The organism is Pseudomonas sp. MWU12-3103b (assembly GCF_023100615.1).
GTDB classification, from domain to species: domain Bacteria; phylum Pseudomonadota; class Gammaproteobacteria; order Pseudomonadales; family Pseudomonadaceae; genus Aquipseudomonas; species Aquipseudomonas putida_A.
This window is the reverse complement of record NZ_JALMEY010000014.1, coordinates 100,631-125,463: the sequence shown is the minus strand read 5'-3', so window position 1 is coordinate 125,463 and position 24,833 is coordinate 100,631. Positions and strand designations below refer to the sequence as shown.

The following is a 24,833-nucleotide window of genomic DNA, read 5'->3' as shown; positions in this document are numbered from 1 at the left end:
CATCGAAGCCTGAATCGCCTTCGCGAGCAAGCCCGCTCCCACAGGGTTCAGCGTGAACCCATTCTTCTGCATCACAACGATCCCTTGTGGGAGCGTGGCTTGCCCGCGAAGCAGGCGCCACCGTTGTTCCTGTCAGACTGCGTTATCGTTCTTCGCGAGCAAGCTCGCTCCCACAGGGGATTGCGGGCTGTCAGAGGGCGAGCGCACCTGGATAATCAGCAGCGCCGCAATGACCGCCGGTATCGCGCAGAAGAAGAAAATCTGCGTCACCGGAATGTGCATCGCCAGCAGCATGCTGCCGAACAACGGCCCGAGGATCGAACCGAAGCGCCCTACCCCCAACGCCCAGCCAGTGCCAGTGGCGCGTACATGCGCCGGGTAGAAGTTGCTGGCGAAGGCGTTCAACGTCAGTTGCCCACCGATGATGCAGAAACCGGCGGCAAACACGCAGGCCACCAGATAGCGTGGATTGTCGTGGTTCAAACCCAGCAGAATCGTGCACAGCGCCGCCCCGGCCAATACCGCGCAGAGCAGCCGCACCTTGCGTTTCAGGCGGTCGGCGAACCAGGCCATGCACACCGCGCCCAAGGTGCCGGCGAACAGGAACATCGAGGTCACCAGGTTGGCTTCATTGAGTTTCAGACCGCTTTCCAGCAACAGCGTCGGCAGCCAACTGATCATGAAATACAGCAGAATCAGGCTGACAAAAAACGTCGCCCAGATCAGCAGGGTCGGTCGTGCATAACCGTTGCGGAACAGCTCGACCACGGTCAGTTTGCTGCCCTGCTCGCGCTCGTTCTGTTCGACGGACGCGGCCGGCGGTTGCCAGTCCGGCAGCATTCGCGCGGTGACTTTGCGCAGGCGCACATAGGGCGGTGCATCGCGCAGCAGACGCGGCAGCGATTCTGGCAGCATCCACCACAGGAACGGGAACAGCAGCAACGGCGTGACACCACCGGCAAGGAACACCGCTTGCCAGCCAAAGCGGTCGATGAAGCCAGCGGCGACAAAACCACCCGCCGCACCGCCAAACGAAAACCCGCAAGCGGCCAGCGTCACCATCAGGGTGCGCAGACGAGGCGGTGAATATTCTGACATCAAGGCCATGGCACTGGGCATCGCACCGCCCATGCCGATACCGCAGATGAAGCGCGCGATCATCAAGGTGTTCAGAGAATCGGCGAACACCATCAACACCGTCAGGCTGGCGTAGATCAGCACGCAGGCGAGCAGGATTCGCCGCACGCCGAAGCGATCGGCCAGCGGCGTCACCGCGAGCGAGCCGAGCGTGAGGCCCAACAGGTTGGCGCTGAAAACCGGCCCGAACGCGGCTTTCTCCAGCCCCCAGTCCTGAGCCAGGGCCGGCACCACGTAACCGAGCACCTGGGCGTCATAGCCGTCGGTGACCAGCAGCAAGGCGAGCAGGATCAGCAATAACCATTGATAACGGGACACAGGACGGGCGTCGAGTGCCGCGCGAAAGCTGGCAATCTGGTTATGCATCGCAAGGTACCTGTTTTGTTTTTATGATTTTTTTGGCGGGCGCCGAATCTCCCCTGTGGGAGCGGGCTTGCTCGCGAAAGCGGTGTATCAGTCAGCATCCCGGTACCTGACACTCCGCTTTCGCGAGCAAGCCCGCTCCCACATTGGGGCAAGGTGAAGCTTTAAGGGGTATCCGGCTGGTTCGCCGGATGCGCCTTGATGAACGCCGGATGCTCAGCCGCCAACGCCGCCACCCGCCGGATCCGCGGGTAAGCCTGCAGCGAAACACCGAAGCGCTCGGCCGCATACAACTGCGGAATCAGATAAACATCCGCCACACACGGCCACTCACCGAAACAGAAACCGCTGTCACCGATCAATTGCTCGACGGCCGCCAGCCCCTGACTGATCCAGTGCGCGATCCACTCCACCACCTGCGGCTCTTCGTGGCCCAACTGGCGCAGGCGATTGAGCACGCTGACGTTGTGCAGCGGATGCACGTCGCAGCCGATCACCGCCGCCACACCGCGCACATGAGCACGGGCGGCGAGGTCTTCGGGTAGCAATGGCAGCTGTGGATAACGCTCTTCCAAGTACTCGATGATCGCCGGCGACTGAATCAGCAGCTCGCCGTCATCGGTGCGCAGGGCCGGCACCCGGCCCTGCGGATTGATCGCCAGATACGCCGGCTGGCGATGCTCGCCTCCCGACGGCGCGATCAGATTGACCGGCAACGCGGTGTAATCGAGCCCTTTCAGCGCCAACGCGATACGCACCCGATACGACGAGGTGGAACGGTAATAGGTGTAGAGATCCATGATCCGCTCCTGTCAGCGCGCCGCCAGCACTTTGCCGCGGCATTCGCCGAAGCCGATCGAGGCAAAACCGTCACGGGCGCAGCGCGCGCGCAGGATGATTTCGTCGCCGTCTTCGAGGAATTTGCGCACTTCGCCGGAGGCCAGTTCGATAGGCTTTTTACCGCCCTCGGTGATTTCCAGCAGGCTGCCGAACTGACCGCTTTGCGGGCCGGACAAAGTCCCCGAACCGAACAGGTCACCGGCCTGCAACTGGCAGCCGTTGACGCTGTGGTGCGCGACCATTTGTGCGACGGTCCAGTACATGTAGCGAGTGTTGCTCAGGGTCAGGCGATGGGCTGGCAGATTCTGTTCGCGCATGGCTTCGGTGAGCAGCAGCACTTCCAGTTCGATGTCAAAGGCACCGGCCTCCTGATCGCGCTTGTCGAACAGGTAAGGCAGCGGCTGCGGATCACCTTCCGGGCGCGCAGGTTGTGCCATACGGAATGGCTCCAGCGCTTCGGCCGTCACAACCCATGGTGAGACGCTGGTGATAAAACTCTTGGAGAGGAACGGGCCCAGCGGCTGGTATTCCCAGGCCTGGATATCGCGGGCCGACCAGTCGTTGAGCAGACAGAAACCGGCGATGTGTTCGGCGGCGTCACCAATGGCAATCGGCTCGCCCATGTCGTTGCCCTGACCGATCCAGATGCCCAGTTCCAGTTCGTAGTCCAGTCGTGCGCACGGGCCGAAGGTCGGCTCGCTCGCACCGGCCGGCAGGGTCTGGCCTTTCGGGCGGCGCACGTCGGTACCAGAAGCGCGCACGGTGGAAGCGCGACCGTGATAACCGATCGGCACGTGCTTGTAGTTGGGCAGCAGTGGGTTGTCCGGACGGAACAGTTTGCCGACGTTCTGCGCGTGCTCGATGCCGACGTAGAAGTCGGTGTAATCGCTGATGCGCGCCGGCAGGTGCATCTGACAATCGGCAGCCAGTGGCAGCAGTTTTGCGCCTTGGGCTTCGATGGCGCCGCGATGAGTGTTGCCCTCGCCGAACAATTCCAGCAAGCGGCTGCGCAAGGCTACGCGGGCTTCGCGACCGAGGTCGAAGAACGCATTCAGCACGCCACCGTGCATGGCTTCGACCGCGCTGCGTGCCGGGCCGTCGAACAGGCCGGCTTCAAGCGCCACCTGCAGATCGAAAATATGTTCACCGATCGCCACGCCCGCGCGCGGCGCCGAGCCGCCAGTGCTGAACACGCCCAGCGGCAGGTTCTGCAGCGGGAAATCCGCGTGGCCATTGGCCGAAGCAACCCAACTGCGGGTGATGGAAGTTTGAGTCATGGGTTATCTCCGGGTCGGGTCGAACGTGGCGGGCAGCGTGGCCCAGCAGGCGTCGTAAGTGGATTGCAGTTGCGGGCAGTCGAGGGCGAAGCGGCTTGGGCGCAGCACCTGACTGGTCTCGAACATGAAGGCCATGGTGTTGTCGATCTTCGCCGGTTTGAGTTCCGCGTTGATCGCTTTGGTGCAGGTTTCGCCATCCGGGCCGTGGGCGCTCATGCAGCTGTGCAGCGAGGCACCGCCGGGCACGAAGCCTTCAGCCTTGGCATCGTATTCGCCCTGGATCAGGCCCATGAATTCGTTCATCAGGTTGCGATGGAACCACGGCGGACGGAAGGTGTTCTCGGCGACCATCCAGCGTGGCGGGAAGATCACGAAGTCGAGGTTGGCCAGACCGTGCACGCTGGTCGGCGACGTCAGCACGGTGAAGATCGACGGATCCGGGTGATCGAAGCTCACGGTGCCGATGGTGTTGAAACGGCGCAGGTCGTATTTGTACGGCACGTTGTTGCCGTGCCAGGCCACCACGTTCAACGGCGAATGATCGAGCTCGGTGCCCCACAACTGGCCGAGGAATTTCTGCACCAGCGTGGTCGGCTGCTGCAGGTTTTCGTAGGCGGCGACCGGGGCGAGGAAGTCCCGCGGATTGGCCAGACCGTTGCTGCCGATCGGCCCCAGATCCGGCAGGCGTAGCGGCGCGCCGTGGTTCTCGGCAACGTAACCGCGCGCCTGCGGATCAAGCAGCTCGACGCGGAATTTCAGGCCACGCGGCAGCACAGCAATTTCCAGCGGCGCGACTTCGAGCACGCCGAGTTCAGTGGCAATTCGCAGCCGCCCCAGTTGCGGCACCAGCAGCAGTTCGCCGTCGGCGTTGTAAAACACCCGCTCCATCGAACGGTTGGCGGTGTAGTTATAGATGCTGATGCCGGCTGGTTTTTCCGCCGCCGAATTGGCCACCATGCCGACCAGACCGTCGATGAAATCGGTCGGCTCGGCCGGGATATCCAGAGGATTCCAGCGCAGGCGATTGGGCGTCACTTCACCCAACGGGCCGCCGGCCAGTTGCCGCTCCAGTTTGACGAACGCCGGGTGATTGGCCGACGGCTGAATCCGGTACATCCAGGTGCGCCGGGCTTCACTACGGGTCATGGTAAACGCAGTGCCGGAGAGCAATTCGGTATAGAGGCCGTACGGGGCTTTTTGCGGGGAGTTCTGGCCGATGGGCAAGGCGCCGGGCAACGCTTCACTGCTGAATTCGTTGCCGAAACCGGACTGGTACGCCAGCTCCGACGCGTTTGAATCGAGGTTCATGGAGCCTCCTGAACAGGGAGTCGGCAGTGGCCCATCGCTCTGGCTCAGAGCTTTGCGCACGCCGGGGTTGTTATTATCGTAATTCGATTACGCATAACGTAATTTGCTCGCTATCCAGCGTCAAGCTATAAAGACGCCCATTCGTTTTCGGATCCCGGCCGCACCATGGAAAAAACCAGCGACAGCAACGGCAAACAGAAAGTCCGCTCCGCCGAGGTCGGCACCGACATCCTCAAGGCGTTGGCCGAGTTGTCGCCCTCTACCTCACTGTCGCGTCTGGCCGAACATGTGCAGATGCCGGCAAGCAAGGTGCACCGCTATCTCCAGGCACTGATCGCCAGTGGTTTCGCCGAGCAGAACGCTGCCACCAACCATTACGGACTCGGCCGTGAAGCGTTGCGTGTAGGCCTGGCAGCCCTGAACAGTATGGACGTGCTGAAAGTCGCCGCCCTGCCCCTGTCCGAGTTGCGCGATGAATTGAATGAAACCTGCTTTCTGGCGGTGTGGGGCAATCAGGGCGCGACCGTGGTGCACATCGAACCGGCGGTGCGCGCGGTGACGGTGGTGACGCAACTGGGTTCGGTGTTGCCGTTACTCAGCTCGTCCACCGGGCTGGTGTTCAGTGCCTTTCTGCCGCATCGGGAAACCGATGAGTTGCGCGCGCAGGAAATCGCCGTCGCCGGCCATCCACTGGCCGATCAAAATGCCTACAGCGGTTTGTGCGAGCAGATCCGTGAACGCGGTCTGCATCATGTGCACGGCTTGTTGATGCCAGGTGTGGACGCGTTGTCAGCCCCGGTGTTCAACGCAGTCGGGCAGATAGCGGCAGTGCTGACCATCGTCGGCCCGACTTCACTGTTCCACGCTGATGAAGACGGCCCGGCGGCGCAGCGGTTACTGGCGGCGTCGCGGGCCGTGAGCTGGCGAATGGGGTATGAGCAAGCCGGTTGAGTCAGGCGATCTCCAGCCGCCAGCCCGGGGATCAGCGCACGATGGTCTGGCTGATGCTGGTTGCCCGATCCTTCATCAATTCAGTGAAGAAATCGATCAACTGTTGATCTGCCGCTTTATGACCCGCCGCCTCGGCGACGAATTGCGCCGCCGACCGTGCATCATCGACCAGACCGAGAAACGATCGTTGAACGTTGGTCACCTGCTTGATCACCTCTGCGCTCGCACCGGCTGTGGCCGCCTGGCCGAGCGTAAATAGTCCGATCAACGCGTCCGCGCCGTATCCCAGTGCCGCCGAGTAGTCACCGCGCCGTTGCGCCTGTGCTCCGTCGTAGACACTTTTCATCATCTGCACCGCAACGGCCACGGAGCCAATAGGCGGCACGGCGAGACTGATGACATTCACCACTTTGATCAGGCCATCGTAAACCAGTCCCGCGATAACCTCCTTCAAACTGGTGGTTCGCTCATCGATATCGCTCAATGCGCGACGCACTCTCCGATCATGGAACGTGAAGAGGTTGTTCAACTTGGCGCGTTCTTGCGTCTTGACCGGAGGCAAGGGTTTCCCGCTTGCGGCAAGATCGTCAAAATAATCATTGATTACTTTTTGATCGACGATTGCAACCCGGTCAAAGTAGTAATCGCGCATCGGTCCATATTGGAAACGAATCGATGGAATGAAATCGTTGATGGGTCGATAGGCAACGCCATCCGGCGCATCGGGCGTATATAACCAGTCGTGGAACTGGCCGATAATGTTCATCCGCAGGATGTAGACACCCGCAACCGTACGATCCCTCGACTTGGTCAAGCCTGTTTTCCCGATATTGAATTCGTAAAGACCTTCATCACCTTCTGCGTACGAATCATTGATCGGGTAGTGATAGACATCCTCTTTCAAATTCCCGACAACCCGTTGTAGCGCTAAAAAAATGTCAGACCCAAACCTGCCATCGATGTAGTTGGAGAGCAGATCGTAATGCATCTGACAGCGAATTTTTTTTGCGTGAACGGCGCGCTTGAATGCATAGCCAGGATGCTTCCCGTCCAGATAGTCGGTATTGAGCATTTCCGTATACCTGTCGCCAGGACGGAATGTTTTCGATAACGAGGACAGATCGCGAATATCCAGCTGATCGACTGCCGGATGGCCGTCCGTCAAAAAATACCTCGGGTCATACTTGCTCGGATATGCCGGATTGGCAGCTTCAAACGACAGCCCTTCGATGAGCAGATCCGTTACGCTTTTCTGAAAATCGTCAGTCTGGACAATAATCTGATCCGGACTGATCTCGACATTTCGTCCTCGCGAACGCAACAGGCTTTCAAGGTTCTGCTTTACCGCATCATGGGTAAAGCGTTCGAAAGAAGGGAACGCATTGTCCCTTGCCTCTACGGTGGAGAGCGCTTTCAATTCGGTATTCAATCGAGCGTAACGTTTGCGCGGCTCAATCCCGAGGTAGCGGTAAGGCGCAGGCGCAATGGTCTTGTGTAACGCCAGTTCAGACTGATAAGCGACTTTGACGTCATTGAGCAACGGCGCTGTGCCATTGGGGAAAAGGTCCGGGTATTGGGTATCCAGCTTATATAGATAATGGGTGGAGTGACGGCTGGCACCGCGCAACGATCCGGCATCGTGCAAATAGTCCGGATGAATCAATGACGCCGCGTATTGACGATCAGCGGTCATGGCCGATTCAAACCATTTGTTCAGAGCGAATGCATCCGCAAACGTCATGAAAACAGACTGGCCTGCAGGTGTTATCAGATAAACAAGATAGTTCCGAGTCTCCTGTGCCTGAAAAACCATCACACCTTTCAAGGCGGGCCCCGGAATCTGCAGGGTCAGTTTCAATCCGCGGATAGACACCGACGAGTCACCTGCCAGCGCCCTTTCGATTACCTTCGCTTCGGTTTCACTGAAGACGCCCGAATGGCGCGCAACGAAAAGCGCGAACTCGATGTTGCTGTGCAAGTGGTCGCGATACGCCTGTGCAAACTCCGGCGATGGATCAGCCGGAAGACTGGATACAAACTGCGAGCGCACGTTGATGTTGTTCAACCATTGCTCAAGTGCAGCAGCGGACAGCTTGCTGCCGGGCGGCATCCCGGTGAGGCTGATTTCGGCTTTATACCCCTCGTCATGCAGACCGAAGATGATGAATTCCGTCAGGGTCCGGTTATCGACCTGCTCTAGGGTGCGGCCCCCCAGTTGCATCTTGTGGACGCTGCGCACCTTTACCGTCTCGGCTTCCAGTTGCTCACCCAACGCGCTCATCGCCCACTCGGAAAAACAACGCAAGACATAATCTTTAAAAGAGAAACACCTGTCGAAAACCACCCGGTAGTCAGAGTGATATTTCTCCATCGAGTGCTCAAGCTCGACGTAACGCTGCTGAAGAGCGTTACCACCGTTCTTCAGCCAGAGTGGCCATTCGGTCCGCTTGAGTTCTGCCTGCACTTGATCGAATCGACGACCGATGTCAGCACGCATCACCGACAACATCTGATTGTCCTGCAATACCCGGCTGAACGCTCGAGTCTGGCCCTTGCGATCGCGCATCAGACTTGCAAGCGTATCAAGTTGTCCCTTCAAGTAAGCGTCGACACAATGAGCAGACACACTTTGCGTGGCTTTAGGGAAAGCGATTTTGCTACCGGACGCCGATACACGCGCCAGCAGCGTTGCATGCACGTCGAGATTCCTGACGAAGTATTCAAAACCGTTGCCTGGCGTGTGAGTGACATAACCGGTGGGCTCATTGAGCAGTTTCATTTGCGGATCCGCCCGCATCGCATTATCGAGGACAAACCCCGGAACAAGCGAAGTGCGAGAGTCGGATTCAGGACTCACCACAACGTTATAAGCGCCGGCGCCGTTTTCCAGATTCAACAAATAGCAATAGCGCGTCGCCATGCCGTGATCCAGAAATCCCGCCATGGCTTTTAAAGAAAGCTCCGCTGTCAGCACAACGTTATAAGCCTGCTGCAAGGCCTGTTTATTTGTCAGCCCGGTCTTTTCAGTTGTTGCGACTTTTACGGGAGCCGCCCAATACTTGGCCATCTCCGAACGCAGGCTGCTTTCCAGATTTCGCAGCGTATAAGTAATAACCTCCTCAGCCTCGATAATACTGAAGCCTTTGACTCTCATCTGTTCGCCAACGGTATCGGGCAGGTGAAAGACACCGTCCCCGCCGCCAGCCAGATAGCTCGGCAGCACATTATTATCAAGACAATGAAGCAATACCTCAGAGAGTTTCCCCGAAGGACGACGTTCAATCTCATTGGACTGATCGGTGATATTGATATAAACATTATCAATATCGATATTCTTCTGCCGCTGCTGCAATTCTTGCTGCAATGCCTGCCGAGCAATTTGCCGAACTGTCGGGATCGCCTCAACAATAGCGAACAAATCATTCTGCGCGGCAGCGGCCTTTACCCACTCAGCCCTCCAGGTTACTTCTGCACCTTCAGAACCTCGCATCAAACTTTTGTATAACTTATCCATATTCAAGTCCTATCTTTCAAGTTCAGTGAACGCAACCCCGCATCACTGCGATAGCGAAAGATAGTTTTATTTTTAACAAACAAGAAGCGCCAGTTCATTTCAACAAATATAGATTACAAGGTATTAACCGAAACAAAAAAACCACCTGTGAAAAATGACAAATTCACAGACAAATAATCCGCACAAAACTTTATACAAAGTCACTAACTCAGCCATCCACAATAGACAGCGAAGCGTTATTTCCGGACGCGAGCACTTTGCGCAGTCCGTGCACAGTCCTGTGGCGCGATCAAGACTGTTGCACGCCCCGTAACAGTGCATGTCCGGAATCGCTATTTTTCCTTCGGGTTCAAGTGCTTATTCTGAGCGGGCTTTCAGGCAGACGCCGCAAAGCACCAAGCCTTGGCTGCTGAGCAACTCGCGCCAGCGCTGACCGATTTCAGATGAGTCGATGCTTCGATTGATCGCCCCGGTGTTCACTGACGTTGATTTGTAGCTCCTTGATCCAACGTCTTACCTTGGCCGCTGCGTTTGCAGCGGCCTTTTTTATGGGCGAAGGCTTTACCGGCGGGATCGGTATTTGCGGGGCGTGGCAAACGTTACAGCGAATACTTCTGCAAATTCGCCATCATTTCCTTCAGCGCTTCAATGTTGTCCTTCGGATGCGCCGCGCCTTCGAAGTCGCAGATCTGCTGCCAGTGCGCCGCGACATCTTCCGGGGAGAAGCCGCTGCGGGGATCGAAGCCAGCACCGAGGCTGCGTTCCCAGCGCACCTTGCCCATCCAGCCGCCACCGACTTCAAACAGGCCGGACGTTTCCTGACACTGTTCACTGGCCAGGTACACCACCAGCGGGCTGACCAGCTCCGGTTTGAGCTGTTCGAACACTTGCGGCGGGATCAGGCCTTCGGTCATACGCGTGCCGCCGGTAGGCGCGATGGCATTGACCAGAATATTGTTCTTGCGACCTTCGATGGCCAGGGTACGGGTCAGGCCGTAGAGGCCGAGTTTGGCCATGCCATAGTTGGACTGGCCGAAGTTGCCGTAGATGCCCGAGGTCGAGGCGGTGAAGATCACCCGGCCGTAGTTTTGCTCGCGCAAGTGCGGCCACGCGGCGCGGGTCACTTTGTAGGCGCCCTCGACGTGGACGCGGTAAACCAGATCCCAGTCGGCGTCGTCCATCTTGTGAAAGGTCTTGTCGCGCAGAATCCCGGCGTTGTTCACCACCACATCGACACGGCCAAACGCATCGAGAGCGTTCTGTACCAATTTGTCGCCGTCAGTGACCGAGTCATGGTTGGCCTCGGCGATGCCGCCGGCTTCGCGAATCTCCGCCACCACACGGTCGGCGGCGGAAGCGTTGGCCCCTTCGCCCTGGGTCGAGCCGCCGAGGTCGTTGACCAGCACTTTGGCACCGTGCCGGGCGAACAGCAAAGCGTGCGCTCGCCCCAGGCCACCACCGGCGCCGGTGACGATCACGACTTTATCTTCGAAACGTACGGACTCATTCATCGCAAGAACTCCAGCAGGCCAGTAATGAGTCCGAGTGTCAGGCACAGGGCTTTGGGTCACAACGAATACGGCTGAGGCTGAATGGTGCGCGATAAGGGTGAGGGATGATGAGGGCGTCAAAAGATCAAAAGATCGCAGCCTGCGGCAGCTCCTACAGAAGATCGGTGTAGGAGCTGCCGCAGGCTGCGATCTTTTGATCTTTCAAGAGCACGCGACCTTGCGCGGCGGCAACTCCAGGCGCTCACGAAACGCCAGGTAATGCTTGAGCACCTGCACCGGCGCTTCGATCTGCGGATAGTGGCCGATACCTGACAGTAGCACCGTATCGGCGTCGGCAATCAGTTCGCGGTAACGTTCGACCATGTGCGCACCGGAAACCGGGTCAACTTCGCCATCAATCACCCGTAGCGGGATTTCATCACGCTGCATGGCCGCCACCCAGCGGTCGCGCTGCACACGGCGCTCGGGGATGTAGCCGATCAGTTTGTGCAGGATACGCGGGCCGCGATGGGTCTCGATCAGGCTCCAGAAATCATCCAGCTCACTTTCGCTGGGGCCGGTCTGCGGACCGAAGATCTGCCGGAAACTTTTCACCAATGCATCACGGGTAAACGCACGCCCGATCATCCAGCCCAGCGGGCTGAGCAGCAGCTTTTGCATCAGCACCGGACGATGGGTTTCCGGAAACAGCCCGCCATTGAGAAAGACACAACTGGCCACCTCGATGCGCTGTTCGTAATGCCGGGCGAGCAGTTCCTGGGCAACGCTGTCACCGTAATCGTGAGCCAGCACATGCACCGCTTGCTCGACCTGAAGATGCGCCAGCAGCGCCTGTTGCAAGTCGGCCTGTTCCAGCAGGCTGTAGCGGTGGTTCAACGGTTTGGCCGAGTCACCGAAACCGAGCATGTCACAGGCGATCACCCGATAACGCTGGGCCAGTGGCTGCCACAGGTAGTGCCAGTCCCAACTGGCCGTCGGGAAACCGTGGATCAGCAGCAGCGGCTCACCCTGCCCCGCCGTCCAGTAACGGATCGACAGGCCGCGAAAGACAAACGTCCGGCTGCGTTTGCGCCAGACACACAGAGGGATCTCGGCAAGAGGCATCAGAGTTTATATCCGGGGTCTTGTTTATCGAGTTTGCGCAGCAACGCCGGCCAGGCCAGCGCGCCGCCCATGCCTTGAGCACTTTTGGTGACGCCGGCGATCATCGCTTTGGCGCCCGCCAGGATCTGCGGTTCGATGGCGATCAGTTCAGCAGCGCCGGTCTGCGCCATGACCTGAATATCGCAGGCGCGCTGGAAGGTGAACATCATCAGAAAGGTGTCGGCGATGGTGCCGCCACAGGTCAACAGACCGTGGTTGTGCAGCATCAGGAAATTGTTCTCGCCCAGGTCGGCCTGCAAGCGCGCCTTCTCTTCATGATTCAGCGCCACGCCTTCATAGGCGTGATAGGCCAGGCTCGACAGCACGAACAGCGATTGCTGGCTGATCGGCAACACACCCTGTTTTTGCGCTGAAACGGCCACACCGGAGGCGGTGTGGGTGTGCAGCACGCAAACCACATCGTGCCGCACTTCGTGCACGGCGCTGTGGATGGTGTAACCGGCGGGATTGATTTCGTAGGGACTGTCCATGAGCTTGTTGCCGGCCTGATCGACTTTGACCAGGCTCGACGCGGTGATCTCATGGAACATCAACCCGAACGGGTTGATCAGGAAGTCTTCGGTGCCCGGCACCTTGGCGGAAATATGGGTGAAGATCAGGTCGTCCCAGCCATGCAACGCTACCAGCCGATAACAGGCGGCGAGATCGACCCGGGTCTGCCATTCCGCGGCACTGACCTGGTCTTTGACATCAAGGGACAATTGGACGGGGGCTACGCTCACTGTATGCACCTCTGCGTTCTTATTGTTCTGCACGTACGAGCAGTCTAGTCAGGCGCAGAGGATCGCGTAGTTGCATTGCCAGCCAGCTTGATGACTGAGCGGGTCAGCCAGGCAAACACCTTGGATCCATGTCAAAGCAACGACGCCAACAAAGGTGCGGCGAACAGATTGAGCAGCCCGGTCAGCACCATCACCAGCCCCGCAACCGAGCCTTCCTCACCACCCACTTCATGCGCCCGACTGACGCCTGCGCCGTGCGCGCCAACCCCGAACAACGCGCCGCGCGCCAACGCACTGCGCAACGGCAGCCACTTGAGCAATACGCCGCCGAGCATCGCGCCGAACACACCGGTAAACATCACGAACACGGCAGTCAGTTCCGGCACGCCACCGAGATCCTGCGCCAGCGGCATGGCGAACGGCGTGGTGATCGAGCGCGGTACCAGCGACATCGTCACCGAGCTATCCAGCGCCAGCGCCTTGGCCAGGCCGAACGACGTAGCGATCGACGCCGCGCTGCCGGCAAGCATGCCCAGCAACAGCGCTGACCAGTGCCGCACCAGCAGACGCCGCTGCTGCCAGATCGGCACGGCGAAGGCAACCGTCACCGGCCCGAGCACCAGCATCAACCAATGGGTGTTGCTGGCGTATTCGGCATAGGCGGTGTGCAACGGCACGGCGAGCGCCAGCAGCAGCGCCGGCACCAGGATCAACGGCGACAGCAAATAACGCCCGGTGCGCCGGTAAATCCAGCGACTGAACAGGTACGCCAACAGGGTAAAGGCGAGCCAAAACATCGGCATCCATTCAAGCTTCATGGGACCGCCTCAGGCGCACGGCCAGCTCCACGGTGAAGGCTGTCACCAGCATCACCATGAGGGTGCTGGCGCCGATCACCAGCAAAATCCGCCAGCCGTCATCGCGCAACAGCGCGCCGTAGTCGAGCAGACTCATCAGCGCCGGAATAAAGAACAGCAGCATCTCGGCCATCAGCAATCCGGCACCCAGTTGCAGCGCCGCCGGTTTGACCCAACCAAACGCAAACGCCAGCAGCAACAGGGCCATGCCGATCACGCCGCCGGGAATCGGCCAGGCCAACCACGCGGCGATCTGACAGCCGAGCAGGTAGAGACCGAGCAACACGGCCAGTTCGACACTGAGACGGGAAAGATACTTGAGGAATGCGGTGTTCATGATGGGCTCCTTACAGGGGCTTATTTTACGAAGCAGCCTGCCATCCCAGAAGCGAATTGTTAGACTCGACACTATTCCAAAACGGAATCGGATCATGGAATTCAAACAGCTGCGCAGTTTTGTCGAAGTCATGCATCAGGGCGGCTTCACCCAGGCAGCGAAAACCTTGCACATCAGTCAGTCGGCGGTAAGCAAACAAGTCGCGCAACTAGAGCAGAGTCTCGGCACGCCGTTGCTCGAACGACTCGGCTCGCAATTGCGCCTGACCGCTGCGGGCAGCGTGGTGCTGCAGCGCGCCGAGGGCATGTTGCGCCTGCGCAATGAATTGCTCAGCGAACTGGATGATCTGAGCCAACTGGCACGCGGCGAATTGCGCCTCGGTCTGCCGCTGTTGGGTAGTGATGCGCTGTTCGCCGGGTTGTTCGCCGAGTATCGCCGGCGCTATCCGAACATCAGCATTCAATTACTTGAAGGCGGCAGCCGCAATGTCGAGCAAGCGGTGCTCAGCGGCGAACTGGAGTTAGGCGGGAGCCTGCTGCCGAAAGATCCGCAGTTCGATTTCCAGCCGTTCTGCGATGAGAAACTCGATGCGTTATTGCCGGTGGATCATCCGTTGGCGGGGCGCGGCGAGATTGGCCTTGAGGAATTGGCCGACACGCCGTTCCTGTTGTATCAGCGCAGCTTCGTGCTCAATGACCGTTTACTGCAGGCCTGCCAGCAACTGGGCTTTACCCCGAAAGAAGGCGGGCGCAGCGGGCAGGCGGATTTTCTCGTGGCACTGGTGGCCGCCGGGCAAGGCGTGGTGCTGCTGCCCAGCGTGGTGGCCCGGGCACTGGAGCGTCCGGGCGTGGTGCGCCTGACCTTGCGCGCGCCAGATTATTTGCGCTGGGACATCGCCTTCATCTGGCGCCAGGGCGCCTATCTGTCGAAAGCCGCGCAGGCCTGGCTGGCTCTGCTGCGTGAGCGCGCGATCAGCCCTTGAGCGTGTCGATCAATTGCGCCAGCCATGGCTCGGCGTCGGTTTCCGGGGTCACGCTTTCGCTGGCGTCCAGACGTAGCATCTCCTGCACTTCGCGCACGCCCAGTTCGGCGAACAACTCACGCATCAGTTCGCCGCCGCCACAGAACGTATCGCCGTAACTGGCATCGCCCAAACCGATCACCGCGCCCGGCAAACCGCGCCACGCGGCTGGCAACTGGTCGCGAATCGCCGAATACAACGGCTGCAGGTTATCCGGCAATTCGCCCATGCCAGTGGTAGACGTCACCGCGAGAAACGCTTCAGGTGCGAACGCCTGGATATCCGCCAAGCTGGCGCGCGGGTTGTAGAAGGTTTCAAAACCGGCGTCTTTCAGCAGGTTCTGCGCGTGACGGGCGACTTCTTCGGCGGCGCCGTAAACCGAGCCGGAGAGGATGGCGACTTTCATCAATCTGATCCTGAAGCTGAAAAAAAGAGCGGCGATAGTAGCAGTCCGACGCAAAAGCCGCGATCCAGCCCCGATTCGCCGTGATAGCCAGTAGACAGCGGCGTTGGAACTTCTAGAATGCCAGCCATTATCGACACTGAAAGGATTCATTGATGATCAACGCCAGTCTGCTGCAAATGGTGATCAACGCGTCGAACGATGGAATCGTGGTGGCCGAAAAGGAAGGCGAGCAGGACAACATCCTGATTTACGTGAACCCGGCCTTCGAACGCCTGACCGGTTACAGCAGCGAAGAGATACTTTATCAGGACTGCCGCTTTCTGCAGTCAGGAGACCGCGATCAAGCCGGTCTGTCGCTGATTCGCGACACCTTGCACAACGGCGGGGCGTGCCGGGAAATCCTGCGCAACTACCGCAAGGATGGCACCCCGTTCTGGAACGAACTGTCGCTTTCGACGGTGAAAAACGCTGATGACGGCCAGACTTATTTCGTCGGTGTGCAGAAAGATGTCACGGTTCAGGTCAAGGCGCAGCAACGCGTAATTCAGCTCGAGGCTGAGGTCGCTGCGCTGAAAGCGGAACTGGCAGCGTTGAAAGCGACGAACGGCGTAAACAAAACTGCGAACTAAGTGTCAGTAACTACAATCACCAATGACTTTGTAACTATTTCTTTCGAGCCAGGCCATGCAACGCGACGCACTCCTGACCCAGGATGAGCTGGATTTTATCCAGACCATGCAGCACAACCCGCAGCTCAATGTGCGGGATGCGACGTCGAGCCTGTTGGTCAATGGAGGTTCGCAGATCCGTGACCTGCTCACGCGCCTGGCGGCTCACGAGCAAGTGACCATTCAGGCCAATTTCGAAAATCAGCAAATGACCTTTCCGCTGCACCTGGTGGAAGACGAATTCCACGCGTTGCACCTGCGCCTGGGCGTGCCGAGCATTTACGAAGACGGGCCGATGATTCGCCCATGGCGCCTGACTCTCGAAGAGCCGGTCGCGCTGGAAAATGCCAAAGGGCAACCGGGCATGATGTGGGTGCACGAGGTGTCGCACAAAGGCGTGCTGCTGGAAATGCGCAACAAGACCAAACCGCCCAAGCATTTCGCGCTGTGGTTCAGCCCTTCAGGTTACGAGCGGATTTCCCTGCGCGGCAACTTCGAGCGCGAAACCGAGCACGGCTTCTACGCCTACGAGCTGAGCCAGACCGACGCCGATGAAACCGAACGGCTGCGCCAGTTCATCCTGCAACAACACCGTCTGACCCACCCCGCCCTGCACACCTGATATTCAGGTATCCAGCGTACCTGCGAGAAATTGCGTCATGCGCTGACGCATCGTCGCTCCTTCATTGCCCAGACAACCGATCGACGATCCGGCCAGACTGTCCTGTGCCAGATCGGCAGCGTCGCCGGCGAGCATTACCTGACAGTCGAGACTCAAGGCCAGTCGATTCAGACGGCGCGGCAAATCCGCGGTGGGGGCATGGTTGGAAAACAGCACCAGCGCCTGCGGCTTGATCCGCTCGCACACCAGCGCCAACTCATCGAATGGCTGGCCGGTGGTCAGCACCCGCACGCCCGCATCATTGCCACTGAGAAACAACGCGGCAACCAGTAGCTCGAGTTCACGACACTGACCGGCGAGCGCACTGACAATCACTTTGCGCGGCTGGGTGCCGCGCAGCGCGACGATCCGCTGCAACACCCGCGCCCGCAGGAACCCGTCGAAAAACAGCCACTCGCTGGTCTGCCCGAAGGCATCCTGGCGCTGCAACATCTGCAGCCACAAAGGCATGAGAATGTTCTGAAACACTACCGGCAGCGAGTAGGACGAGAAAATCTGGTTGTAAACCTGATCCAGCGCGCGGTCGTCGAACGAACTGACGGCCAATTGCACCTGCTGCTGCCATTGCGCGTAATCGGCCTGGACCAGATCATCGGGGATGATATGGGCCAAGGCTTTCAGCGGCTCGGTCCTCGCCAGGATCTTGCCGACCTTGCTCACGGCAACGCCGCGATCAATCCAGTCGACAATGCTGCGCACGCGCTCGATTTCGGTCATCGAATACAACCGGTGCCCGCTTTCGGTGCGCGTCGGCTGGATCAAACCGTAGCGGCGCTCCCATGCACGCAGCGTTACCGGGTTGACGCCGGTCAGCCGCGACACCTCCCGAATAGGGAACAACTCTTCGCGCTCAAGTGCGACAGAAGCCTGCGAGGCAGGGTTAGCGTCCGTGATAACAGCCATGGTGCTGATGTGTCCGCTCGGTAAATTTGGATCCCATTCTACATCCGATGCCCTCTGTCGGTTCAACCCAATAAACAGAGACGAAAGTCTCTGAAACTGTCATCAAAATCGGGAATAATCCTTGCTTGTTGAAAAGCGCAGACCCCTACCCCGGTTTGCGCAATGCGAAACCTCCTACCCGGAGCGCCGCACTCGAAATATGGAGATACACAATGTCTACTTCCCCCGTCACGCTGATGGTTGCGCGTCGCGTCGCCGACGGCCGCTATCAGGACCTGATTGCCTGGCTGCGCGAAGGCGAACAACTGGCCACTGACTTTCCCGGTTACCTGGGTTCCGGCGTGCTCGCTCCGCCACCCGGTGACAACGAATTCCAGATCATTTTCCGCTTCGTCGACGAGCAGACCCTGCACGCCTGGGAGCACTCGGTCTCGCGTACCGCGTGGCTGGCGCGGGGCAGCGATCTGTTCGAGCATCCCAAGGAGCATCGGGTCAGCGGCATCGAAGGCTGGTTCGGCGCTGCCGGTCAACGGCCACCACGCTGGAAACAGGCCGTGGCGATCTGGCTGGCGTTCTTCCCGGTGTCGCTGCTGTTCAACTTTGTCCTCGGACCGCTGCTCGGCGAGATGAGCCTGCTGCCGCGGGTATTGGTCAGTACGGCGTGCCTGACGCCGTTGATGGTGTATTTCTTTATTCCACTGTCGACACGGTTGCTGGCGGGTTGGCTGAACAGCGTCCCGGCACCTCGACTGCCTGTTGAACCAGTGTCTCAAAACCGCTGAGCGCCCATGTGGGAGCGGGCTTGCTCGCGAAAGCGTCGTGTCAGTTGATGCATCCGTGCCTGGCACACCGCCTTCGCGAGCAAGCCCCGCTCCCACAAAAGCACAGCACCCGTCTTGCGATAGGTGGGCACCCCGCGTCACTGTTATAGTTTTTACTCCCACCGCGACGCGAGCCGTTCATGTCCATATCCTCCGCCCCGATCCTCATCACCGGTGCCGGCCAGCGTGTCGGTCTGCACTGCGCACAGCGTTTGCTTGAAGACGGCCATCGGGTCATCTTCACCTACCGCAGCGAACGTCCGGGCGTACAAGCCCTGCGTGATCTGGGCGCTGTCGCGGTGTTCGCGGACTTCTCCAGCGAAGCCACCATCCTCGCCTTCATCGATGAACTGAAAACCCACACCGACTGCCTGCGCGCCATCGTCCACAACGCCTCCGAATGGCTGGCGGAAACCCCGGGCAGTGAAGCCGAGGCCTTCTCGCGCATGCTCAACGTGCACATGCTCGCGCCGTATCTGATCAACCTGCACTGCGCCGACCTGCTCAAAGGCTCGACCCCGGCCGACATCATCCACATCAGCGACGACGTCACGCGCAAGGGCAGCAGCAAACACATCGGTTATTGCGCCAGCAAAGCCGGGCTCGACAGCCTGACCCTGTCCTTCGCCGCGCGCTACGCGCCGGCAATCAAAGTCAACGGCATCGCGCCGGCCCTGCTATTGTTCAATCCCGACGACGACGCGGCGTACCGCGCCAGGGCGCTAGCCAAATCCGCGCTGGGCATCGAACCCGGCAGCGAAGTGATCTACCAGAGCCTGCGCTATCTGCTCGACAACCCCTATGTCACCGGCACAACCCTGACCGTCAACGGCGGACGGCACGTCAAATAAGCTGCTGCGCGAGGATCTGCCATGACCCGTTCCCTGCCCGAGAATTACCGCGAGATCCTCATCGGCCTCGGCGAAGACCCCGACCGCGAAGGTCTGCTCGATACCCCGGTGCGCGCGGCCAAGGCCATGCAATACCTGTGTCACGGCTATGAACAGAGTGTGGATCAGATCGTCGACAGCCCCAGCACCTTGCCTGTCGGAATATAAGCCACATGGGCCTTACCGATGAAGGGCAGCAGGTGATGTTCGCACAACGAGTAGACAGGTCACCGATGCCGCCGGCGTCGCGGTGGTCATCGAGGCCCGGCACATGTGCATGATGATGCGCGGTGTCGAGAAACAGAATTCGACCATGAACACCTCGGTCATGCTCGGCGCCTTTCGCGACTCGAGCAACACCCGACAGGAGTTCCTGCAATTGATTGGACGGAGCAAGTAAATGTCACAACTTCAACCGGGAATGGCGCGCATCCGGGTCAAGGATCTGCGCTTGCGCACCTTTATCGGGATCAACGAGGACGAGATCCTCAACAAGCAGGATGTGCTGATCAATCTCACGATCCTGTACGCGGCGCAGGAAGCGGTGCGCGACAACGACATCGATCACGCGCTGAATTACCGCACCATCACCAAGGCGATCATCGCCCACGTCGAGGGCAATCGGTTTGCGCTGCTCGAACGCCTGACCCAGGAACTGCTGGATCTGGTGATGACTCATGCTGCAGTGCTGTACGCCGAAGTCGAAGTCGACAAGCCGCATGCGCTGCGTTTTGCCGAGTCGGTGTCAATAACGCTTGCAGCGAGCCGCTAGCTTCAAGCTTCAAGCGGCAAGCTGTAAACTTCGTATCAACGCCACCCATCTTGCAGCTTGAAGCTCGTCGCTTGAAGCTGTCTCGCAGAGACTCCCATGACCGAGCAACAACGCCTCGAACTCGAAGCCGCCGCCTTCCGCCGGCTGGTCGCCCATCTGGACAGCCGTAAGGACGTGCAGAACATCGACCTGATGAACCTCGCCGGATTCTGCCGCAACTGCCTGTCCAAGTGGTACAAGGCTGCCGCCGATGACCGTCAGATCGAGGTCAGCCTCGACGACGCCCGTGAAGTGGTTTACGGCATGCCTTACGCCGAATGGAAAGCCCAATACCAGCAAGAAGCCAGCGCCGAACAACAGGCGGCGTTCGCCAAAGGAAAACCCAATGAGTGATCTGAACACCCTGCGCGCCAGCCTCAAAAGCGGCGAACACGCTTTCGCCGACACCCTGGCTTTCATCGCCGCCGGTTACGACTACCAGCCTCAAGCGTTCAACAACGGTGGCGTGGAAAACGCCGCCGGGCAGAACGAAGGTTCGTGCAAGACCCTGGGTCTGGCGTTACTGGAAGGCTTGAGCGATGAAGAAGCGCTGCTGGCATTCGGCGAGCATTACCGCTCGGTGGTGGCGACGCCTGAAGGCAGCGACCACGGCAATATTCGCGCGCTGATCAAGCACGGTCTGGCGGGTGTGAAGTTCGAAACGCAGCCCCTGACCCGTCGCTGATTTCCATAGCCAACCCCATTCCCTGTGGGAGCGGGCTTGCTCGCGAAGGCGCCGTGCCAGGCGACTTTTCTTTGTCTGACACACCGCTTTCGCGAGCAAGCCCGCTCCCACAGGGTTATGCGATGTAGCGGAAATACGGGCATAAAAAAACCGGCCGAAGCCGGTTTTTTTGTGTCTGCGATTTAGAACGAAGCGTTCTGCAGACCGTCCAGGTAACGCTCGGTGTCCAGTGCCGCCATGCAGCCGGCGCCGGCCGAGGTGATGGCCTGACGGTAAACATGGTCAGCCACGTCACCGGCAGCGAAGATGCCTTCAACGCTGGTGGCAGTGGCGTTGCCGTCACGACCGCCCTGCACCACCAGATAACCGTCTTTCAGGGTCAACTGGCCTTCGAACAGCGAAGTGTTCGGAGTGTGGCCGATCGCGATGAACACGCCGTCGACTTTGATTTCGTCGAAGCTGCCGTCGTTGTTCTTGAGGCGCGCACCGGTCACACCCATGTTGTCGCCCAGCACTTCGTCGAGGTTGGCGTTCAACTTGAGGATGATCTTGCCTTCGGCCACGCGGGCGTTGAGCTTGTCGATCAGGATCTTCTCGGCGCGGAAGGTTTCACGACGGTGGATCAGGGTCACGGTGCTGGCGATGTTGGCCAGGTACAGTGCCTCTTCAACAGCGGTGTTGCCGCCGCCGACCACCGCCACTGGCTTGTTGCGGTAGAAGAAACCGTCGCAGGTCGCGCAGGCCGAAACGCCTTTGCCCATGAACGCTTCTTCCGACGGCAAGCCCAGGTAGCGAGCGCTGGCACCGGTGGCGATGATCAGGGCGTCGCAGGTGTAAGTCGCGCTGTCGCCGGTCAGGGTGTACGGCTTGGCAGCGAAGTCCACGGCGTTGATGTGATCGAAAACAATCTCGGTTTCAAAACGCTCGGCGTGCTCACGCATCCGCTCCATCAGGGCCGGACCGGTCAGGCCGTGCACGTCGCCCGGCCAGTTGTCGACTTCGGTGGTGGTGGTCAATTGACCGCCGGCCTGCATGCCGGTAATCAGCAGTGGCTTGAGGTTGGCACGGGCGGCGTAGACCGCAGCGCTGTAACCGGCAGGGCCGGAACCGAGAATAATCACTCGCGAATGACGGACTTCAGACATGACCTGCTCCTGTTGACCGGGCCGAAACACTGGCGCGGAACGCCGGACTGCCGGCGGGAATAAAAAAGGACTGTGGATAACCTTGGGGAAGGCATGAGCTCGACAGTCCTGTAAAAAGTTGGGTGCAGCGTATCGAGGGGGGCAAGATTAAGGAAATACGGATTAACAATCCAGCTCATAGGTGGTCTCTATACGCAGACTCCGACCAGATCGACGTCTTTGTTACAGTGAATGTCGATCGCTCTGCCGCGCTTTCGCACCTGTTGCAAAGTCGGTAAGGTCGGCGCGTTTTCCCTTGCTCGGAGCACCTTATGCCCGCCCCTGTTCTGTCCGGCCCGCAATACCTGCGCGAAGGCCTCAAACTGGTTCTCAGCCCGGGCCTGCGCCTGTTCGTGTTGCTGCCGCTGGCGATCAACCTGGTGCTGTTCGTCGGATTGATCTATCTGGCCGGCCATCAGTTCAGCCTGTGGGTCGACAGCCTGATGCCGTCGCTGCCCGACTGGCTGAGTTTCCTCAGCTACATCCTCTGGCCGCTGTTCGTGGTGCTGGTGGCGTTGATGGTGTTCTTCACCTTCACCATGCTCGCCAACGTGATCGCTGCGCCGTTCAACGGTTTCCTCGCGGAAAAAGTCGAAGTGGTGGTACGCGGCACCGATGATTTCCCGGCCTTCAGCTGGGGCGAACTGATTGCGATGATCCCGCGCACCCTCGCCCGGGAAATGCGCAAACTCGGCTACTTCCTGCCGCGGGCGATCGGCCTGTTCATTCTCTCGTTCATCCCGGTGGTGAACATCGTCGCCGCCCCGCTGTGGCTGCTGTTCGGCGTGTGGATGATGGCGATCCAGTACATCGACTACCCGGCAGACAACCACAAACTGGGCTGGAACGAGATGCTCGCCTGGCTGCGGCAGAAACGCTGGCAGAGCATGAGTTTTGGCGGGATCGTCTATCTGGCGCTGCTGATTCCGGTGGTGAACATTCTGATGATGCCGGCGGCGGTAGCGGGAGCGACGTTGTTCTGGGTACGCGAACAGGGAGAAAAGTCGCTGACGCCCCCGCCAATCTCTTGAGCGATTCTGGCGCAGACGCCTCGTATCACCGTGGCCTCTGCGCTGCAACCTGTTACTTATGACAGTTGGCAGTTGCCAATTTCCAGCATCAACTACACCCTCGGCTGATCCGTCATCGAGAGTGTTCCTGTTGTCCGGTCAAGTGAAGCCTTCATCCATTTGGAGATTGCACTTATGACCAGGATTTCAGCTGCCAAACCCCGAGAACTCGTCAGCACGGAGTATCCCTGGCTTGAAATGAGCCCTTGCGTACTGTTCGCCACCGGCCACACCGGCGTCCCCTACAACATTCTCGCGACCACACGTATCTACATCTCTCACGAGAGCCTGCGTCCGCTGGCTACCCGCCTGGCGCAGGGTTTTGTCGGAGCCGCCGAGCTGACCACACCGCCAGCAATCGTGCTGATGTCGGGCTCACCTGAACAAGCAGGCAGCGGTGACGTGGAGCTGAGGCTTGAGGTTCCCGACACCAGCGGCGTGGTAATCCCCGTGCACGGAGAACCAGAGAAATACCGAATCGATGTCACAGCGTTCATTCGCGTTGCAGCGTCCAACCTGACGGCCATGGCGCGAGCACTCACGACGTTGCATAAAGCCGTCAGAATCTCAACCGAGCTGACGCGATGCAAAGTCATCGATGCCCCGGCTTTTGCCGAACGCTCAGTGATGATTGATATGGGGCGTCGGCAATTCACCCCGGACTGGATGATCTGCCTGATTCAGGAAATGGCCTGGAACCAGCTCAACACCTTGCATTTGCACCTCACTGATAATGAGGGTGTCCGCGTCATCTTTCCTTCTTATCCTGACCTGTCGAGCAGCGATGCCTGGAGCGCCGCGGACCTCAAGCGCGTGCTCGACACGGCTGCCAGTTATTACGTTCAGGTGATTCCCGAACTGGACATGCCCGGCCACATGAACTGGATCCTGCGCAACCGACCAGAACTCCAGTTGAAACTGAGCAACGGAACGGTCGTCACCAAAGCCCTCGACTTCAGCCTTGCCGCCGCGAGGGCGTTCATGAAGACACTCTTCAGCGATTTGATGAACCTGTTCCCTGACAGTCGTTACATCCACCTCGGTGCCGATGAGTATTTTCTGAGCCCGATCACACCGGCAAATACCCCGCAACTGGCGGCCTACGCCCGTGCTGCGTCAGGCAATCCGAGCGCAACTTCGGAAGATGCCGTGCGGTATTTCGTCAACGATGTCGCAAACCTGATCAAGGGAAAAGGCAAAATCGCTCGCGTCTGGAACGATGGCGCCGTGCAAACGGTTCAACACATTACGCTGGATAAACAGGTGCAAATCGAGTGCTGGAGCATCTGGGGCAGCGTTCGCGGGAATTTGAACGTGAAGGATCTGGTCGATTCCGGGTACAGCGTCATCAACGCCCATGGTGATTTTTACTTTATCGTCAACCGGAGCTGGGACAACCGCTATCACCCCCTGCACTCACCACGTGGGATCCACGATGTGTGGCGCCCCAACCGGTTCATGGACGAAGCGGGAAACAAATACACCGAGATTGCCGTAGGGCATCCGGCAATGGTCGGGGGCGGCATTCAGTTGTGGATCGAGCGACCGACCTTCAGCTCCCCCGAGGAAATGTGGACTCAACTGGGACCCTGGCTATTGCCGCTAGGCCAGCGTACCTGGGGTTCACCGCATGCCGTCGAGCGCTTCAGAAACCTGCCGCTTCTGTCACGCGTCATGCAAACTCCACCGCCCGTACCTTGGTGGTGATGCC

General features: G+C 59.3%; 25 protein-coding genes and 2 pseudogenes. 13 read left to right on the top strand and 14 right to left on the bottom strand.

The window, feature by feature from the left end; translation table 11 throughout:
- Positions 1–132 precede the first annotated feature (132 nt).
- The 4 genes from M0808_RS21195 to hmgA form a co-directional block, all read right to left on the bottom strand.
- Entirely contained in the window at positions 133–1,503 is a 1,371-nt protein-coding gene (locus M0808_RS21195; protein WP_247842334.1) for an aromatic acid/H+ symport family MFS transporter, read from the bottom strand.
- A gap of 161 nt (positions 1,504–1,664) precedes the next feature.
- Complete coding sequence (gene maiA, locus M0808_RS21190) at positions 1,665–2,300, bottom strand: maleylacetoacetate isomerase (protein ID WP_247842333.1); 636 nt, start codon at positions 2,298–2,300, stop codon at positions 1,665–1,667.
- 12 nt (positions 2,301–2,312) lie between these two features.
- Entirely contained in the window at positions 2,313–3,617 is a 1,305-nt protein-coding gene (gene fahA / locus M0808_RS21185; protein ID WP_247842332.1) for a fumarylacetoacetase, read from the bottom strand.
- Positions 3,618–3,620: 3 nt separating this feature from the next.
- The gene (gene hmgA / locus M0808_RS21180) at positions 3,621–4,925 is read right to left on the bottom strand and encodes a homogentisate 1,2-dioxygenase (RefSeq protein WP_247842331.1); all 1,305 of its coding nucleotides are present in this window, start codon (positions 4,923–4,925) and stop codon (positions 3,621–3,623) included.
- 165 nt (positions 4,926–5,090) lie between these two features.
- On the opposite strand from hmgA, the gene M0808_RS21175 reads away from it, so the two are divergent.
- Positions 5,091–5,876, top strand: a complete 786-nt coding sequence (locus tag M0808_RS21175) for an IclR family transcriptional regulator (protein ID WP_097090409.1) — start codon at positions 5,091–5,093, stop codon at positions 5,874–5,876.
- A 31-nt stretch (positions 5,877–5,907) separates the two neighbouring features.
- On the opposite strand, the gene M0808_RS21170 is transcribed toward M0808_RS21175, so the two are convergent.
- From M0808_RS21170 to M0808_RS21145, 6 genes are all read right to left on the bottom strand, one after another.
- Positions 5,908–9,390 (bottom strand): DUF6543 domain-containing protein, encoded by a 3,483-nt coding sequence (locus M0808_RS21170; RefSeq protein WP_247842330.1) that lies wholly within the window; start codon positions 9,388–9,390, stop codon positions 5,908–5,910.
- 599 nt (positions 9,391–9,989) lie between these two features.
- Positions 9,990–10,901: an SDR family oxidoreductase gene (locus M0808_RS21165; protein ID WP_007968066.1), complete on the bottom strand. Its 912-nt coding sequence runs from the start codon at positions 10,899–10,901 to the stop codon at positions 9,990–9,992.
- Positions 10,902–11,102: 201 nt separating this feature from the next.
- Complete coding sequence (locus M0808_RS21160; RefSeq protein ID WP_247842329.1) at positions 11,103–12,005, bottom strand: alpha/beta hydrolase; 903 nt, start codon at positions 12,003–12,005, stop codon at positions 11,103–11,105.
- Complete coding sequence (locus tag M0808_RS21155) at positions 12,005–12,787, bottom strand: class II aldolase/adducin family protein (protein ID WP_027610878.1); 783 nt, start codon at positions 12,785–12,787, stop codon at positions 12,005–12,007. The genes M0808_RS21160 and M0808_RS21155 overlap by 1 nt, the downstream gene beginning before the upstream one ends.
- A gap of 131 nt (positions 12,788–12,918) precedes the next feature.
- The gene (locus M0808_RS21150; RefSeq protein WP_027610877.1) at positions 12,919–13,605 is read right to left on the bottom strand and encodes an LrgB family protein; all 687 of its coding nucleotides are present in this window, start codon (positions 13,603–13,605) and stop codon (positions 12,919–12,921) included.
- Positions 13,595–13,981 carry a CidA/LrgA family protein gene (locus M0808_RS21145; protein WP_247842328.1) on the bottom strand — a complete coding sequence of 129 codons (387 nt, stop codon included), beginning with the start codon at positions 13,979–13,981 and terminating at the stop codon, positions 13,595–13,597. Before M0808_RS21145 ends, M0808_RS21150 begins: the two co-directional genes overlap by 11 nt.
- A gap of 94 nt (positions 13,982–14,075) precedes the next feature.
- On the opposite strand from M0808_RS21145, the gene M0808_RS21140 reads away from it, so the two are divergent.
- Positions 14,076–14,963: a LysR family transcriptional regulator gene (locus tag M0808_RS21140; protein WP_134785455.1), complete on the top strand. Its 888-nt coding sequence runs from the start codon at positions 14,076–14,078 to the stop codon at positions 14,961–14,963.
- Here the strand turns inward: M0808_RS21140 and M0808_RS21135 are convergent.
- Entirely contained in the window at positions 14,953–15,408 is a 456-nt protein-coding gene (locus M0808_RS21135; RefSeq protein WP_247842327.1) for a flavodoxin, read from the bottom strand. The genes M0808_RS21140 and M0808_RS21135 overlap by 11 nt on opposite strands.
- A 152-nt stretch (positions 15,409–15,560) precedes the next feature.
- Between M0808_RS21135 and M0808_RS21130 the strand changes: the two genes are divergently transcribed.
- Positions 15,561–16,037, top strand: a complete 477-nt coding sequence (locus M0808_RS21130) for a PAS domain-containing protein (RefSeq protein ID WP_210558909.1) — start codon at positions 15,561–15,563, stop codon at positions 16,035–16,037.
- Positions 16,038–16,092: 55 nt separating this feature from the next.
- Positions 16,093–16,698, top strand: a complete 606-nt coding sequence (locus M0808_RS21125; RefSeq protein WP_027610872.1) for a hypothetical protein — start codon at positions 16,093–16,095, stop codon at positions 16,696–16,698.
- A gap of 3 nt (positions 16,699–16,701) precedes the next feature.
- Here the strand turns inward: M0808_RS21125 and M0808_RS21120 are convergent, their stop codons facing one another.
- A complete protein-coding gene (locus M0808_RS21120; RefSeq protein WP_096795375.1) occupies positions 16,702–17,661 on the bottom strand; it encodes a MerR family transcriptional regulator in 960 nt (319 codons plus the stop codon).
- A 212-nt stretch (positions 17,662–17,873) separates the two neighbouring features.
- On the opposite strand from M0808_RS21120, the gene M0808_RS21115 reads away from it, so the two are divergent.
- From M0808_RS21115 to M0808_RS21105, 3 genes are all read left to right on the top strand, one after another.
- Complete coding sequence (locus tag M0808_RS21115; RefSeq protein ID WP_098967238.1) at positions 17,874–18,443, top strand: antibiotic biosynthesis monooxygenase; 570 nt, start codon at positions 17,874–17,876, stop codon at positions 18,441–18,443.
- A gap of 179 nt (positions 18,444–18,622) precedes the next feature.
- Positions 18,623–19,333, top strand: coding sequence for a dihydromonapterin reductase (folM, locus tag M0808_RS21110; protein ID WP_135294973.1), 711 nt, complete (start codon positions 18,623–18,625; stop codon positions 19,331–19,333).
- Between the two features lie 21 nt (positions 19,334–19,354).
- Positions 19,355–19,540, top strand: a complete 186-nt coding sequence (locus tag M0808_RS21105; protein ID WP_247842326.1) for a GTP cyclohydrolase I — start codon at positions 19,355–19,357, stop codon at positions 19,538–19,540.
- Here M0808_RS21105 and M0808_RS21100 read toward each other — a convergent pair.
- Positions 19,501–19,596: pseudogene (locus tag M0808_RS21100) on the bottom strand (GTP cyclohydrolase I); the annotation flags it as partial. The gene M0808_RS21105 and the pseudogene M0808_RS21100 overlap by 40 nt on opposite strands.
- On the opposite strand from M0808_RS21100, the pseudogene M0808_RS21095 reads away from it, so the two are divergent.
- The 4 genes and pseudogenes from M0808_RS21095 to M0808_RS21080 all read left to right on the top strand — a co-directional run.
- Positions 19,593–19,772 (top strand): annotated as a pseudogene (locus M0808_RS21095) (GTP cyclohydrolase I); the annotation flags it as partial. The pseudogenes M0808_RS21100 and M0808_RS21095 sit on opposite strands and share 4 nt — an antisense overlap.
- Complete coding sequence (gene folX, locus M0808_RS21090; protein WP_007968040.1) at positions 19,773–20,144, top strand: dihydroneopterin triphosphate 2'-epimerase; 372 nt, start codon at positions 19,773–19,775, stop codon at positions 20,142–20,144. It abuts the pseudogene before it with no gap.
- Between the two features lie 96 nt (positions 20,145–20,240).
- Positions 20,241–20,537, top strand: coding sequence for a DUF1244 domain-containing protein (locus tag M0808_RS21085; protein WP_007968038.1), 297 nt, complete (start codon positions 20,241–20,243; stop codon positions 20,535–20,537).
- Complete coding sequence (locus M0808_RS21080; RefSeq protein ID WP_003221728.1) at positions 20,530–20,868, top strand: HopJ type III effector protein; 339 nt, start codon at positions 20,530–20,532, stop codon at positions 20,866–20,868. The genes M0808_RS21085 and M0808_RS21080 overlap by 8 nt, the downstream gene beginning before the upstream one ends.
- A 182-nt stretch (positions 20,869–21,050) precedes the next feature.
- On the opposite strand, the gene trxB is transcribed toward M0808_RS21080, so the two are convergent.
- The gene (gene trxB, locus M0808_RS21075; RefSeq protein WP_003221727.1) at positions 21,051–22,013 is read right to left on the bottom strand and encodes a thioredoxin-disulfide reductase; all 963 of its coding nucleotides are present in this window, start codon (positions 22,011–22,013) and stop codon (positions 21,051–21,053) included.
- 311 nt (positions 22,014–22,324) lie between these two features.
- Between trxB and cysZ the strand changes: the two genes are divergently transcribed.
- The gene (gene cysZ / locus M0808_RS21070; protein WP_223008466.1) at positions 22,325–23,083 is read left to right on the top strand and encodes a sulfate transporter CysZ; all 759 of its coding nucleotides are present in this window, start codon (positions 22,325–22,327) and stop codon (positions 23,081–23,083) included.
- A 174-nt stretch (positions 23,084–23,257) separates the two neighbouring features.
- Positions 23,258–24,829, top strand: coding sequence for a family 20 glycosylhydrolase (locus M0808_RS21065; RefSeq protein WP_247842325.1), 1,572 nt, complete (start codon positions 23,258–23,260; stop codon positions 24,827–24,829).
- Positions 24,830–24,833 lie beyond the last annotated feature (4 nt).

What these genes read in the sequence shown, in the direction of transcription:
- M0808_RS21195 (WP_247842334.1), bottom strand. Translation starts at nt 1,503, where the DNA reads ATGCATAACCAGATTGCCAGCTTTCGCGCGGCACTCGACGCCCGTCCT.
- maiA (WP_247842333.1), bottom strand. Translation starts at nt 2,300, where the DNA reads ATGGATCTCTACACCTATTACCGTTCCACCTCGTCGTATCGGGTGCGT.
- fahA (WP_247842332.1), bottom strand. Translation starts at nt 3,617, where the DNA reads ATGACTCAAACTTCCATCACCCGCAGTTGGGTTGCTTCGGCCAATGGC.
- hmgA (WP_247842331.1), bottom strand. Translation starts at nt 4,925, where the DNA reads ATGAACCTCGATTCAAACGCGTCGGAGCTGGCGTACCAGTCCGGTTTC.
- M0808_RS21175 (WP_097090409.1), top strand. Translation starts at nt 5,091, where the DNA reads ATGGAAAAAACCAGCGACAGCAACGGCAAACAGAAAGTCCGCTCCGCC.
- M0808_RS21170 (WP_247842330.1), bottom strand. Translation starts at nt 9,390, where the DNA reads ATGGATAAGTTATACAAAAGTTTGATGCGAGGTTCTGAAGGTGCAGAA.
- M0808_RS21165 (WP_007968066.1), bottom strand. Translation starts at nt 10,901, where the DNA reads ATGAATGAGTCCGTACGTTTCGAAGATAAAGTCGTGATCGTCACCGGC.
- M0808_RS21160 (WP_247842329.1), bottom strand. Translation starts at nt 12,005, where the DNA reads ATGCCTCTTGCCGAGATCCCTCTGTGTGTCTGGCGCAAACGCAGCCGG.
- M0808_RS21150 (WP_027610877.1), bottom strand. Translation starts at nt 13,605, where the DNA reads ATGAAGCTTGAATGGATGCCGATGTTTTGGCTCGCCTTTACCCTGTTG.
- M0808_RS21145 (WP_247842328.1), bottom strand. Translation starts at nt 13,981, where the DNA reads ATGAACACCGCATTCCTCAAGTATCTTTCCCGTCTCAGTGTCGAACTG.
- M0808_RS21140 (WP_134785455.1), top strand. Translation starts at nt 14,076, where the DNA reads ATGGAATTCAAACAGCTGCGCAGTTTTGTCGAAGTCATGCATCAGGGC.
- M0808_RS21135 (WP_247842327.1), bottom strand. Translation starts at nt 15,408, where the DNA reads ATGAAAGTCGCCATCCTCTCCGGCTCGGTTTACGGCGCCGCCGAAGAA.
- M0808_RS21130 (WP_210558909.1), top strand. Translation starts at nt 15,561, where the DNA reads ATGATCAACGCCAGTCTGCTGCAAATGGTGATCAACGCGTCGAACGAT.
- M0808_RS21125 (WP_027610872.1), top strand. Translation starts at nt 16,093, where the DNA reads ATGCAACGCGACGCACTCCTGACCCAGGATGAGCTGGATTTTATCCAG.
- M0808_RS21120 (WP_096795375.1), bottom strand. Translation starts at nt 17,661, where the DNA reads ATGGCTGTTATCACGGACGCTAACCCTGCCTCGCAGGCTTCTGTCGCA.
- M0808_RS21115 (WP_098967238.1), top strand. Translation starts at nt 17,874, where the DNA reads ATGTCTACTTCCCCCGTCACGCTGATGGTTGCGCGTCGCGTCGCCGAC.
- folM (WP_135294973.1), top strand. Translation starts at nt 18,623, where the DNA reads ATGTCCATATCCTCCGCCCCGATCCTCATCACCGGTGCCGGCCAGCGT.
- M0808_RS21105 (WP_247842326.1), top strand. Translation starts at nt 19,355, where the DNA reads ATGACCCGTTCCCTGCCCGAGAATTACCGCGAGATCCTCATCGGCCTC.
- folX (WP_007968040.1), top strand. Translation starts at nt 19,773, where the DNA reads ATGTCACAACTTCAACCGGGAATGGCGCGCATCCGGGTCAAGGATCTG.
- M0808_RS21085 (WP_007968038.1), top strand. Translation starts at nt 20,241, where the DNA reads ATGACCGAGCAACAACGCCTCGAACTCGAAGCCGCCGCCTTCCGCCGG.
- M0808_RS21080 (WP_003221728.1), top strand. Translation starts at nt 20,530, where the DNA reads ATGAGTGATCTGAACACCCTGCGCGCCAGCCTCAAAAGCGGCGAACAC.
- trxB (WP_003221727.1), bottom strand. Translation starts at nt 22,013, where the DNA reads ATGTCTGAAGTCCGTCATTCGCGAGTGATTATTCTCGGTTCCGGCCCT.
- cysZ (WP_223008466.1), top strand. Translation starts at nt 22,325, where the DNA reads ATGCCCGCCCCTGTTCTGTCCGGCCCGCAATACCTGCGCGAAGGCCTC.
- M0808_RS21065 (WP_247842325.1), top strand. Translation starts at nt 23,258, where the DNA reads ATGACCAGGATTTCAGCTGCCAAACCCCGAGAACTCGTCAGCACGGAG.